This is a genomic window from Thermopirellula anaerolimosa, assembly GCF_054657335.1.
On sequence record NZ_BAAHYX010000006.1, the window covers coordinates 3,207,718 to 3,220,443 of the forward strand.

General features: G+C 62.9%; 9 protein-coding genes. 2 read left to right on the top strand and 7 right to left on the bottom strand.

Annotated features, from left to right (window positions below; all coding sequences use genetic code 11):
• The first annotated feature begins 11 nt into the window (after positions 1-11).
• Positions 12-1,583 carry an O-antigen ligase family protein gene (locus ACYQ6J_RS17490; protein WP_460185485.1) on the top strand — a complete coding sequence of 524 codons (1,572 nt, stop codon included), beginning with the start codon at positions 12-14 and terminating at the stop codon, positions 1,581-1,583.
• Here the strand turns inward: ACYQ6J_RS17490 and ACYQ6J_RS17495 are convergent.
• The 4 genes from ACYQ6J_RS17495 to ACYQ6J_RS17510 all read right to left on the bottom strand — a co-directional run bounded on the left by ACYQ6J_RS17495 (position 1,495) and on the right by ACYQ6J_RS17510 (position 7,037).
• Complete coding sequence (locus ACYQ6J_RS17495) at positions 1,495-2,121, bottom strand: hypothetical protein (protein ID WP_460185486.1); 627 nt, start codon at positions 2,119-2,121, stop codon at positions 1,495-1,497. The two genes, ACYQ6J_RS17490 and ACYQ6J_RS17495, sit on opposite strands and share 89 nt — an antisense overlap.
• An 83-nt stretch (positions 2,122-2,204) precedes the next feature.
• On the bottom strand, positions 2,205-4,265 hold the full coding sequence (gene amrB, locus ACYQ6J_RS17500; protein WP_460185487.1) for an AmmeMemoRadiSam system protein B: 2,061 nt from the start codon (positions 4,263-4,265) through the stop codon (positions 2,205-2,207).
• 144 nt (positions 4,266-4,409) lie between these two features.
• Positions 4,410-5,537: an AmmeMemoRadiSam system radical SAM enzyme gene (amrS, locus tag ACYQ6J_RS17505; RefSeq protein ID WP_460185488.1), complete on the bottom strand. Its 1,128-nt coding sequence runs from the start codon at positions 5,535-5,537 to the stop codon at positions 4,410-4,412.
• 204 nt (positions 5,538-5,741) lie between these two features.
• Positions 5,742-7,037: an MgtC/SapB family protein gene (locus tag ACYQ6J_RS17510; RefSeq protein ID WP_460185489.1), complete on the bottom strand. Its 1,296-nt coding sequence runs from the start codon at positions 7,035-7,037 to the stop codon at positions 5,742-5,744.
• Positions 7,038-7,301: 264 nt separating this feature from the next.
• Between ACYQ6J_RS17510 and ACYQ6J_RS17515 the strand changes: the two genes are divergently transcribed.
• Complete coding sequence (locus tag ACYQ6J_RS17515; protein ID WP_460185490.1) at positions 7,302-8,429, top strand: glycosyltransferase family 2 protein; 1,128 nt, start codon at positions 7,302-7,304, stop codon at positions 8,427-8,429.
• Between the two features lie 185 nt (positions 8,430-8,614).
• Here the strand turns inward: ACYQ6J_RS17515 and ACYQ6J_RS17520 are convergent, their stop codons facing one another.
• From ACYQ6J_RS17520 to nrfH, 3 genes are all read right to left on the bottom strand, one after another.
• Positions 8,615-10,012, bottom strand: coding sequence for a DUF1598 domain-containing protein (locus ACYQ6J_RS17520; RefSeq protein WP_460185491.1), 1,398 nt, complete (start codon positions 10,010-10,012; stop codon positions 8,615-8,617).
• 354 nt (positions 10,013-10,366) lie between these two features.
• On the bottom strand, positions 10,367-11,866 hold the full coding sequence (locus tag ACYQ6J_RS17525; protein WP_460185492.1) for an ammonia-forming cytochrome c nitrite reductase subunit c552: 1,500 nt from the start codon (positions 11,864-11,866) through the stop codon (positions 10,367-10,369).
• Between the two features lie 12 nt (positions 11,867-11,878).
• Positions 11,879-12,346: a cytochrome c nitrite reductase small subunit gene (gene nrfH / locus ACYQ6J_RS17530; RefSeq protein WP_460185493.1), complete on the bottom strand. Its 468-nt coding sequence runs from the start codon at positions 12,344-12,346 to the stop codon at positions 11,879-11,881.
• Positions 12,347-12,726: the final 380 nt, after the last annotated feature.

Genomic DNA, 12,726 nt, shown 5'->3' on the forward strand with positions numbered 1-12,726 from the left:
GTTCCGCCGTTATGAATGCCCTCCCTCATTTCGATCTCGTTTTCCTGGTCGGTTTGGCGGCGACGGCGATGGCCGTGTGGGGCGGACTCTTTGCGGCGCGAGTAGGGCCCGCCTGGACCGCCGCCGGCGTGATCGTCACGGCGATATTCTTCGGCTATCCCTTCGTCCACTGGGACGTCTCCCCGATCCCGGTCACGATCGACCGCCTGCTATGGGTCGTCATGGTAGTGCAGATGGTGTGGCGGCTTCGCCCCGGAAACCGCTCAGCGAATTCGTCGGCGTCGCGCGTGGAGGACGCGTTTCGCGAACGGACCGGAGCACTCGGCCTCGCGTCGAGCGACGATCGACGGGGCCAGGGCGTGAGCCTCGGCGAGAGCTTCCCGCGGTGGAGTGTTGGACGGTTTCACTTCCATGTGCCTGGCGCGGATTGGGTTCCCTACGTGTGGGTGGGTTACTTGGCTTTTTCCGCCGCGGTGACCGCTGCAACAGGCGGCGATGTGCAGGCCGCCATGTCGCGCTGGCTGTTCTACTACGCTTTGCCGCTGGGCGTGTATTCGGCCCTACGAACCGCCCAATTCAACGCGAAGCAGGTTCGCGGCGTCCTGGCCGCGTGCGTCGTGTTGGGATGCTATCTGACCCTGATCGCGTTGTTCGAAACGACGGGTGCGCGGAGTTGGGTGTTTCCGCGCTATATCGCCTCGCCGGACTACGCGGAATTCTTCGGGCGAGCACGCGGACCGCTCCTCAATCCGATCGGCAACGGCGTGTTGCTGCTCCTGGCGTGGTCCGCGGCCTGGGCGCTGTGGCCGGACGCTGCGCCGCGGGGACGCGTGGTCCTGATAGCCGCCGGGTGCTTCTTGGCAATCGGCTTGGCTTGCACCCTCACGCGAAGCGTCTGGATCGCGGCAGGCGCGGCGGCCTTGTGGTTACTGGCGGGTATGGTTCCGGCCCGGTTGCGGCGTCGCACCGCGGCGACGTTCGTCGCCCTGGCGATCGTCTCGGGCGTCCTGCTTTCCGGTCGCGTATTAGAATTGAAACGCGATCGCGACCTGAGCGCCTCCGCCGCCGCCGAATCCGTCCGACTTCGTCCGATCTTGGCCGCCGTTGCGTTTCGGATGGCGGGCGACCGACCTCTGTTCGGCTTCGGACTCGGGCAATACGATCGCGCAAAGCTGTTTTATTTGTCGGAGCGAGAGGGCCCATATCCCCTGGAGCGGGCGAGGCCGTACACGCAACACAACGTGTTTCTCTCACTGCTGGTAGAAACCGGGGGCGTGGGTTTGGCGGGATTCCTGCTCATGCTCGCTCTGTGGTTCCGCGATGCGTGGCGCACGGTTTTCGGGGGGCGGGCTGGTCACGAAAGCCGGTGCGCGGCCTTGCTTTTGGGTAGCGTAATGATTGCCTATGTCGTCAACGGTATGTTCCACGACATGTCGATCATTCCGCAGGTCCATCTCGTGCTGTTCGCCGCGGCGGGGTTTTCCCGCAGTGTCATCAGCGAAACAACTCTTCCCGAAAGATCACCAGCAGAATGCCGCCCGTTGCCGTTATCAGGAACAATACCAGCAGCAATGCCAGCGTAAGCGGACTTCTCCACGGATCGGAGCGGCGGCGATAGATGAAGCGCGCCGGTTGACGCCGACCATCGGCGGACGCAGCGTTTCGGTCCGAGAAACGCCACGACTCGGGCGAGTCTTCCAACTCGGCCGCGAAACGAACGGCGGTCGGAGCGGGAGGGATGGGGCGGATCCGCAAATCGGCGTTGTCGCCGGAATCGTGCTCGTCGGCTTCGGGGGACCAGGCCTCGGCCACGGGATACGGCAACTCTTTTCCCGCAGCTTGAAACTCCGCGAACAGACGCTGATCGTATTCCCGTTTGCGGACAGGATCGAGCAAGCAAACGCGTGCGGCGGCCAGTTCGTTGAGCAACTTTTGGCAGGCGACCGCGTAGGGACCCGCCTGAAAACGGCGAACGTGCCCCATCTGCCGATCGGCCGCGTTTTGGATCACCTCCCTGTCCGTTTCAAAGGGCGCGATTCCCAGCAGTCGATAGTGATGCGGCGGTTGTTCGTCCGGGGGGATGCCCAACCATTTTCGGTACGGATCGAAGGACTCGTTCATAGGCCCATTATGGCGTTGCGATGGTGCGATTTCCTAGCGGCGAGTTCGTGCCGGACCGCGACGCCGTTTCCGGTCGATCTCGTTCAATTCCATAAAAGCCCGGCGTAGCCGACCACCTCGCGCGTGTCGCCCGAGGCGTCGGCGCTGGTCGCATAACCGACCTGCTCGCAATGATTCAGTTTTCCCAAACGGCGGAGGGTTTCCATGACCAGCACGGTGGGGCGATAGCCGCACATCTTGATGCCGCGGCGACGGACCGTGTCCCACAATTGGCGAGCATCCAGATTGCGGACGGCCTCCAGGGCTTCGGCGTCCAATTTGCGGGTAGCGGCGTCGTCCGAGTAATGATGCATGTCCGTGGAGACGACCAGGAGCGGCAGTTCGGGCAGCGACTGCAAGAGCTTGGCCAAGGCGTCGGCGGCCCGGCACAGCATGTCGTAGTCGCCCTCGCGCATCACCAATCCGACCACTTGCGAGGCCGGGGCGAGCCGCGCCAGGATCGGGAGTTGCACCTCGATGCAGTGCTCGGCGGCATGGGCCACGGCGTCGGCTTCGAAGGGGGGGACGCATTCCGCGATCCGCCGGGCCAAGTCGGGATCGGAATGCATACTCAGTCCGGGCAGCGCCCATGTGCGATGCGGAGCCACCGCCCAGTCGGAGCCATGCGGTACGTGCTTCGGTCCGAAGATCAGCACCTTGGGCGGGATCTTGATTCGGGCGAGGACCCGAGCGGCGAGCTTGCCGGAGTAGATCCAGCCCGCGTGCGGCACGAGGGCGCCGGCCCAATGCTCGTTGCTGCGTTCCCGCGGCAGCATGGTGTCGAGCATGGTATAGAGTTCCTCGGGGTCGGCGGGATAGAATCGACCGGCGACGGCGGGACGTCGCACGGATGCCCCGGCGAGCGGCAATCGGGCGTTGCCCAGTTCGACGTGCGGTTCAGTGCTCAGGCAATCCAGACGCCAAACCTCGGCGTCCTCCACGGCGGCACATCGCAACCGCGCCAAAACCCGGCGGAGCACCTCCTCCTTGGCCACCTGGGGATCGTACACCACAGCCCAGCGATCCTGCCACACGGCGGCCAAGGCTTGCGTTCGCGGGTCGAAATCCTTCAGATCGCAGGCCGAACCGGCACCCAACATCCGGGGATTGCGGAGGACCGTCAATCCGACCCGAAGCGCGGCCAAGGATTGCGGGTCTTGGCGTACCGACTGAAGCCCGGAAAGGGCGCTCTGCACCAAATCGGCGAGGGTCGCTTGCAGGGGCATTTCCGCGGCGGGCAGAACGCGACCGGCCTCCAGCACGCGTTCCCCTTGATCGGCGGTCTTGATGGTAAGCACCACGCCTTGCACTTGCCCATCGTAAAGATTGGGGGCGTACCAAGTGGGAACCGCCCCGAAGGCCAAGGCCCCCAGGTTGTTCCGCGCCAAGGCGGCCAAGCGATCGACGTCCCCTCGCCCGGGACCGGATGCCGCCGCCGTTGCGGATGCTTCTGAGTCGTCGGTCAAGAATTCGCCGAGGTTTGCGGAGAGAGAGTAGCCCTCGAATCGTTTCAGATCGACGTTGTCTTCGAGCCAGGCGTTCCGCGGCAGTCCCGCCTTCACGCAGACCTGTTCCAGAAACGTCCGAGCGTCGAAACCGTGTTCCGTCGCCACGCCGGGCAGTAGAAGCCCGGAAGAGCCGCCGCGTGAAATCATCAGACCGTGCCGCCCGATTTCGACCGCCCCAGCGCGATCTTCCCCCTTCTCGCGTATCGTCTCCAATCCCCACAGCAGCCAGACCTCGATCGTAAGGCTCTGCAATTCGGCGGGCTGAATCGGCGGGAATCGCAAGTCGTGCTTGGCCGCGAGTTCCGCCGCGGAAGACAACGCCTTTGCCAGCGGGATGCCCTCGCCCAGGCGACCGCAGCACGCACGGAGTTTGCTTTGGCGTTTGAGGCTGACGAAGATGCCCCAGACCGGGAGCGAGGCGACGTCATCGGGCAGCGTTGGTGCTTCGCTTGCGGGCCGACCGTTGACGAAATCGGCGACCCACCGTGCCGCCGCCCGCAACACCGCCTCGCGTTGCGAAGCCGACAGTTGGGGCGGGTTCGGCACCACTTTGTCGTTACCGTTTTCCGTGCGACCGGTTTGGGTTTCGAAGTCCATCGCAAACCTCCTTGCTGGTTAGAGGAGACGGATTGTCGGTCCTGGGACGGCGTTGCGTCGAGCCTGCGCTTCGGACGTCCCGAACGCAGCGGATGAAACCGCCGTCTTCGTGCCGACCGCGGGCTTTCGGGCCCCGCGCCGCACTCACTCCTGTGCGAACAACGCGATCGGTACCGGTTGCCGGCGATTGCCCCACCGCCCGGGAAGTCCGGTCGGATCGAATCGCCCGTGAACCTCCGCCCCGCAGTGCAAGCAGCGATTGCCTTTCAAGAAGTATCGTCCGATCGTGTACCCTTCTCGCTCGATGACGCAGCGGCGGCAGGCCGCGCAATAGGTGCTTTGGCGAACCGGGTCGTAACAATTGCCCGTGTAAACATACTTCAATCCCGCGTCGCAGGCGATATCGTATGCCGCGTTCAACGTCTCGATCGGCGTTGGGCCGCGATCTCGAAGGCGGAAATCGGGATGAAAAGCCGTAAAATGAAGCGGCACGCTCGTGCCCAAGTTGTCCGCGATCCAGTCGCACATCCTCTTCAATTCGTCGCCCGATTCGTTCGCCCCGGGAATCAACAGCGTCGTGATCTCCACCCAGACGTCGGTCTCGCGGACAAGGTAGCGGAGCGTGTCGAGGACGGGCTGCAAATGCCCGCTGCAAAGATTGCGATAGAAATCCTCTGAAAACCCCTTCAAATCGACATTGGCGGCGTCCATGTGGCGGAAAAAGGCGGGCCTGGCGATCTCGCTGATGTAGCCCGACGTGACCGCCACGTTGCGGATTCCCAGTTCCCGGCAGGCCTTGGCGGTGTCGATGGCGTACTCGGCGAAGATGATCGGGTCGTTGTAGGTGTAGGCCACACTGTGACAGTCGAGGGATCGAGCGGCCCGCGCGATCGCCTCGGGAGAGGCTTGTTCGCTCAATTGCCGCACTTCGCGCGATTTGGAAATAGACCAGTTCTGGCAGAACTTGCAGCCCAGGTTGCACCCCGCCGTGCCGAAGGAGAGCACCGCCGTTCCCGGGAAAAAGTGATTGAGCGGCTTCTTTTCGATCGGGTCGATGCAGAAACCGGTGCTGCGACCGTAGGTGGTCAGCACGATTCGGCCGTTTTGATTTTGTCGCACGAAGCAGAAGCCTCGCTGTCCTTCGCCCAAGGAGCATTCCCGAGGGCACAGGTCGCAGATCAGCCGACCGTTTTCCTCGTGCCACCATCCGCCGGTTACGACCCCCTGATCGTCCGGTCGAGATTGGGGCGGATCGGTGATGCGTCGGTTCACGGCAAAACCTCCGCGGCTTGCTTTGCGAATGGGTACGGGCCGGACGACGACGCGACCGCAAGACGCCGGTCAGCATCATGTCTCGGTGGTCGCCCTTCCCGCCGATACCGCTATTTTCATTGTATGGCGATTTTCGGGGTCGGCCTACAATGCCGCCGGTTGTCCCGCCCAGGATTCTGCCCGCCGGCGTGGAGGACGGCGGTTTCAAAAGAGCAGGATCAGAAATATGCCCACGACCGTGGGTATGGCGAAAGCCTGGGCAACGTTGCGGCCCAACTCCCATCCGCCCAATATGCCCGCGAATGCCGTCTTCACAACCATGTTGGCGATCACGGCGACCACCAGGTACCGCCATCCGTTTTCGAGAATCGCCGTGTCGGTGGATGCCATGCGGGCGAGGGACAGCGTGACGGCGTCCATGTCGTGCAGGCCGGAGAGGAATGCCAAGGCGAATAGGCCGCGGTCTCCCAAACCGTCCTTGACGGCGGCCAGAAGAAACAAAACCACGGCATAAGCCGCCGCGAACAGGATGGCCGTCCGCATCTGCGTGGGGTTCTTGGCGTCGGCAATGAGAGGCGGCGACTGCCGGGCGCGGCGCCAATACACGAAGGCGGGCAGCAACGTTGCCGCGGCCATGATCAGCAGGGGCGCGACCGATTGAACGAAGAAATCCTGGTTCACCACCAACATTTCGACGAACACCCGGGCAAACATGACGGTCGATGCCAAGAGAATGATGACCGTGCCCGCCGAGAAGAGGTTGCGGTTTTCGTGAACCTGCCGCGCGGCGCTGATGGTGGCGGCGGTGCTGGAGACCGCCCCGCCCAACAATCCGCCGAGAAGCACTCCGGCGCTCTGTCCCAGGAACTTGTAGGCGATATAGCCGCCCAGGCTAAGAGCGACGATGAACACGACCATCAACCACACGTTGAACGGACGAATTACGCCGTAGGGATCGACCGGCGTGTTGGGCAGTACCGGCAGGATGATGCAGGAAATAAGCACGAACTGCATGATGGCCCGGAGATCATCGGCGCCCAATTGATCGGAGAGGCGGTGCATCTCGGGTTTGAATTGAAGGAGGACCGCGATGACTCCGCCGACCAATACTCCGATCTCCATCCTCGTCAAGACGAGCAACGCGCCCACGCCGTACATCAAAATCGCCGCCATACTGGTGGTGATGCCGGGATCGGGTTCCTTTTGATGGACTCGCAGCCATTGCGGGAAGAATAGCAGGCCCACCAAGGCCAAGAGGGCTGCGGCGGGCACCCAGACCCCGATGAGCTTTCCGATGATCGCGAAGACGCCGCCCGCCAAGGTGATCAAGGGAAACGTCCGCAGGCCGGGCATTCCCGCCTCCGTTCGCTCCCGTTGCAGACCGACGAGAAACCCCAACAGGATGCACATACCCAAACGCAGGAAAATACCGCTCATGTCCTCGCTTTCCGCGGAAAGCAGGGGGGCCAACCAGCGAGGGACGAACTCTTGCGCGGGCATGGGTTGGATTTCGCCTGTGGGGATGAACGGTCCGTAGCGTTGATGCCGATCTTACGGGCGCCGAGACGTCCTGCGACGTCTCGGCCGAATCACTATCCAAGTATAGCCCGCCCCGGCGCCGCCGACGCGATTCGCCCGTCCGTGCCGTCGCGACTCGTCCGCCCATTCGCAAGGTAGGATTGATTAGCAGAGTGTCCGATCAAGCGGGCGGACCGTCAGCCCGCGGAATCCCCGCCGCCCATTTTGTAACGGAAAGCGTCCGGCGTGACGAACGCACTCCACGATTCGACCTTGCTCGCCGATCCTAGGCCGGCGGACCGCGATCCGTGGGTCGTACTCATGCCGGTCTACAACGATCAGGGGGCCGCCGAAACGACGGTCGCCGCACTGAATGCCGTTCTGTACGAGGAAGCCGCGGCGGGGCGATTGGGCCGCGGCCTCATCCTCGTCTTGGTCGATGACGGATCCTCCCTCCCGCTGGACCCGCCCAATCCGCCCGATGCGACCATGATTGACGAGATTCGGGTGGTGAGGTTGCGTCGCAACCTGGGACATCAACGGGCCATTGCGATCGGGTTGGCTTACGTCGCGGAGAATCTTCCGTGTCACGGCGTGGTGGTCATGGACTGCGACGGCGAGGACAACCCCGCCGACGTGCCCCGGCTCATCCGTCGCGCCGAAGACGAGGGGATGGCGAAGATCGTCTTCGCGCGGCGGCGGCGACGTTCCGAGGGACCGATCTTTCGCCTGGGGTACTTCGCATACCGGGCGCTGTATCGGGTGTTGACGGGGCGGTCCTGGCGGGTGGGCAATTTCAGCGCCATCCCGCGGCGGCATCTGCAAAGCCTGACGGCAGCGTGGGAAATCTGGAATCACTACGCGGCGGCGGTCTTCAAGACGCGCCTGCCCTGCTGCGAGGTCCCTGCCGACCGCGTCCGGCGTTCGTTCGGTCGCTCGGGAATGGGGCTGACGGGATGGATTCAGCACGGCCTGTCCGCACTGTCGGTCCACGCCGAGACCGTCGGCATCCGGTTGCTGTTGGCTTGCTCGGTTTGCACCGCGGCGGCCTTCGTCGCCTTGATCCTGGTGGTCGCCGTGCGGTTGTTCACGCCTTGGGCGATTCCCGGTTGGGCTACCTCGGCAGCAGGTTTGGCCTGCGTACTGATCGTTCAGGGGTTCCTCCTGTCTCTGCTGTTTTGCTTCATGACGTTGGCGGGACGGCAAGGCACCACGTTCCTTCCCGTTCGCGACTATCGCTGGTTCATCGGGGAAGTCGTGAGACGCGAACGCCGCCGCGACTCCATGCCGTCCGTTTCCCCAACTGGGATGTGGGGGATCGAGGAATCCGCGAATATGCCGTCTTCGGATACGATGTCTTCCTTTTCCGGATAGGTGCGCCCGGTGCGCGGACGCCGTGCACCGACGGGAACGACGCGGTTTGTGCGCCACGTGACGCATCGCATCCCCGGGCGGGTTGCGCCATCGCAAAAAGAAACCGCCGACGCAATGCCGGCGGTTGATGCACAAACGTTTGCTAAGAATCCCGTGCGAAACGTTGTCCCGCGGTCGGGATATGATCAATCCCACCACCAGGTATCGGCGGGCAAGGAAACTTTGACTTCCTCGTGCAGTTTGCGAACCTCGTTGCCTTCGTCGGGCAACAAGTTTTCGGCCTGCAAAGCCTCTTCGGCCTCGATTTGCACGCCGCCGCCGATCGGCGTCATGATCCGACTGCCTTTGATGATGGCGTTGACCGCCGATTCCACCTGCTTCGGCGCCGGATACGTGCGAACCGGGAACTTCGATTCATCGCCCAGGAACTCCATCTTCCAGTTCGCCTGGGTGTAGAAGTCCTGCTTTTGGATGTAGGCGGCAACCACGGCCAGGTCGATGACGTTACGCAGTTCGGCGTAGACCGGCGATCGTGCGGCCAGTTCGGGGTACTTCTTGGTGAAGCTGGTGGTGAAGGCCCGACTGGCGGCGTTCGAGGTCGCGGCTTGCGCTCGGGCGCCGCCGGACATGACGACTTCATCTTCGCCGACCAATTTCACGCCGTCGCCGACCAACTCCAAACCCATGCCGTCTTCGGTGACCCGAAGACATTGGTAATCCGGTACGAAGTACCAGCGGAACAAGGCATTGGCGGCTACGGCCGACGAAGCGGCCTTTTCCACGAAGCTGGTCAACCGGACGGGCGGCTTTTCCAGTCCGATGCCGATCAGCTTCATGCGGTAGTCGGCTTCCACGAGGATACGGGCGAAATGCGTGTCCGCCGGGATTCCCTCGATCGTAATCTCTTGCAATCCCAGGCTGTTCTTGACGCCGGTGCTCATGTATCGGGCGGTTTGGAACTCTTGGCCGCGGGGGAAGGTTCCGCCCATCCGCCGCAGGAATTCCTGCATCTTGGCCAGACCCTCTTGCGTGGGATCGATGGAGCATCCGATCACGGCGGGGCCTTCCCGACCGGACGGATAGGCCCGCAAAGCGGTCACCACGTCCTGCAACTGAATGACGGGCTTACCGCTGGTAATGCCGACGACGCGCCCGGTCGGATCGGGAACCCAGCCTTCGGCCGGTCCGGCCAGCACAATGTCGCCGCTCTCGGGATAGACGAAGACGTAGCGGACCCGCAGTAGGCCTGCCATGTAGCGCATCTCGTCCGAAACGACGCCGTTGGCGGCGATGATGGCCCGCTCCAACCGCGGCAGCGACACCTTGCGAAGGCGACTAAACCGAATGATATCCGGAGGCAATGCCTGACGAGCCGCCGCGACGCGATCTCGCATCACCGTGCCCAAAGGATCGGCGGCGGTCAGCAAACGCAGGACGCCGTCCGGGCTGACAAGCACGCCGGCGGGGGCGTTGGCGGGAACATTATTATCCTCCGCCCGAAGGGGAGAAACGAACGTCACCGCCCATAAAACGGCAGGCAGAAACCAGCCCAGCCATCGACGCAAGGAACCAGATTGATACATGAGGAGCCTCTCCATCGGAACGTCTCGGGACCGTTCTTGCTCGACCGACTCGAAGGCGTTCGCCAGCCCGTCGAGACGATGCAGTCGCTTTACGTCATTGCCTTCCAACCGAACCCACACTCACCGAAATCTTGCCGCAAACGCCTTGCCGTGACGACCGGCGGTGCCGTTGCGAACACGGGCGCCGCCCCGTATTCGGCGGCATTCGCCTGCTTGACGGTTTGCAGCTTTGCGGCATGACGGCACAATTCGATCTTAATTGGGCAAACTAGGCAAAGCAAGCAAGTGCCGCGAGTTTTGCGGAAAAGCGTAGGGTTGGGAAAAACGGCTTGGCGGCGTCGCCGGACCGCCCAGTCACGGCGCCGGGGCGTCGTCGGTCGCTCCGCCCTGATTGTCGGCGGTCTTTACTACGCGGGGCAGAGAGACTTGCCCCTGCCGAGCCAGGTCGATGGCCTCGGCCAAGATGCGTGCGGCCTCTTGCGGGGCGTGGAAGCCCATCGAATTCTCCGCGGCCACGTAATCCAATCGCCATTGGGACCGCCGATGCAGTTGCCTCGCCGCGTCGAGGGTCGCTGTGTCCGCGCCCGACTGTTCCGCCGTCGAGATGGCCTCGATCAGGTCCATGACGGCGACTTCGGCACGATCCATGAGCGACTTGGTTCGCGTCTGGATGGCCTCCGCTCGCGCCAAGATTTCCTCCTCGGGATAGCGGTGACAAGTCTGGCACGCCCGGGAGATGTTCAACAGCGGACTGCGGACGTGATGGTCGCTGATCTTGACGGCGCCCACACGGACGTACGGCATGTGGCAATCGGCGCAAGAGACGCCGCTGCGGGCGTGAATGCCTTGGCTCCACATCTCGAATTCGGGGTGCTGGGCCTTCAGCATGGGCGCTTGCGAAACGCCGTGCTTCCAGTCGGTAAACTCCACTTCGTCGTAATAGGCCTCTTCTTGGTCCATCTTCAGCCCGTGGTGCCAAGGATACGTCAGCAACTTTTCCGGACCCTTGAAATAGTACTCCACATGGCACTGCCCGCAGACCATGGAACGCAACTCTTGTCGCGAAGCGTCGCGGTTGGGGTCGTAGGGCTTGTCGCGGGAACCTCGACGCCAGCGTGCGATGCTGGGAAGGTGCGGGACGTCATCGTCCGATTCGGCCAATCGCTGAATGCCGTTAAGGAATCCCGGTCGCGTTACCCGCAATTGCATGGTCGCCGGATCGTGGCAATCCAGGCAGGTCACGGGGTGGTCGATGAGCTTGCGGCCCTGATCGTCCGTCAGGTTGCGGGCTTCGTTCCACGGCATGCCGCAGACGACCTCAAAGCCCTTCATGATCTGCTCTTGGCGGCGGTCGTCGGGCACGCCGGCGCGGCGCCCCATTTCCCGGTAGGCGGGCAGTACGGCGGCGTGGCAGTGCAGGCAGGCGCCGGGTTGCTTGAATTGCGTTACGCGCTCCGTCTGCTCTTGATCCTGCAACATATAGGCGTGTCCGCGCTCCTCGCGATAATCGATGCTGAAGGCGTATCCCTTGAAGAGGACGCGCCAGCGAGGGTCTTCGTCCAGCTTTTGGAAGGCTTCGCTGCCGCCGTACCGAGTCCGCTCCGTGTCCACGGTCCGTTTGTAGCTGTCATACTGCCGCGGGAAATTCTTTCCCCACTCGGCGGGGTCGACCGTGTCTTCCGTCAGCTTGACCACCTCGAATACGGTTTGCAGCGATTCCTGCTTGCGGAGCGAGATGTTTTGCCACAACGCCATAATGCCCACGGTGACGCCGGCGGTGACGAGCATCACGAGGACATACAGCGCTATGGCGACTCGATGAAACGGTGAAGACGACTTTTCGCGGTTACTCATGAACTAGGTTCCCTATTTGGTCGGGCCGTGACCCACGTCGGCGTGGCAATGGACGCAACTCAATGAGTGTTCTTCGTCATCCAGCGCTACGATCCAGTGGACCATCTCTTGGTGACACTCGATGCAGTTCCGGCGAAGCATTTCCGAGTTGCTCGGGCGGATGCGAATCGGTTCGTGGAAGTCCTGCAAAGTAAAGGCCTTGGAATGGCGGTAGCCGTTTTCGGCCTTGGCCAGATACTTGGGAATCAAAGAGTGGGGCACGTGGCAGTCGTTGCAGGTCGCCACGGCGTGATGTCCGGCCTTTTGCCAACCGTCGTAGTGCTCGCGCATGATGTGACAGTTCACGCAGGCGCGGGGATCGTTGCTCAAATACGACAGCCCGTTGGCGTAATATGCCGTGTAGGCTCCCGATCCGAGAAGGATCCCCACCAAAACCGCGAGGAAGATGAGGGGCCATGACGGCGCGATCGAGGTTTTCATGCCGGATTCGCAAGATTAGTCGGTGGCAAATGGAACGTCACGGCCCGACCGGGCCATTCCGCTCTAATAAAGATACGTCATGGATTAAGGCGATTCAACCATTCCGGTGCGCCAAAGAAGGACGGCGGGGATGGCGGAGACTCATGACGGCGAAGTGCGACGGGGGAAGACGCCGACGGACGCCGCTGGGGGCCGACATTTTCACGGTCAACCGGTGCATTCGATCGAGGGGTTGCTCCTTTTCGGGCGGCTTGGAAAATGCCGATGGAGCGGTTGATAGAAAGTGCCGATACGCCGGGTTATGATGTTGTTGCGGTTCGGCATGGGGTCGGCCGCGGGAGGCGGCTCCGCCGCTTGGTAACTTCTCACTTCGCGCCGAA

Coding starts and splice junctions, on each gene's coding strand:
- ACYQ6J_RS17490 (WP_460185485.1), top strand. CDS start 12: ATGAATGCCCTCCCTCATTTCGATCTCGTTTTCCTGGTCGGTTTGGCG.
- ACYQ6J_RS17495 (WP_460185486.1), bottom strand. CDS start 2,121: ATGAACGAGTCCTTCGATCCGTACCGAAAATGGTTGGGCATCCCCCCG.
- amrB (WP_460185487.1), bottom strand. CDS start 4,265: ATGGACTTCGAAACCCAAACCGGTCGCACGGAAAACGGTAACGACAAA.
- ACYQ6J_RS17510 (WP_460185489.1), bottom strand. CDS start 7,037: ATGCCCGCGCAAGAGTTCGTCCCTCGCTGGTTGGCCCCCCTGCTTTCC.
- ACYQ6J_RS17520 (WP_460185491.1), bottom strand. CDS start 10,012: ATGTATCAATCTGGTTCCTTGCGTCGATGGCTGGGCTGGTTTCTGCCT.
- ACYQ6J_RS17525 (WP_460185492.1), bottom strand. CDS start 11,866: ATGAGTAACCGCGAAAAGTCGTCTTCACCGTTTCATCGAGTCGCCATA.
- nrfH (WP_460185493.1), bottom strand. CDS start 12,346: ATGAAAACCTCGATCGCGCCGTCATGGCCCCTCATCTTCCTCGCGGTT.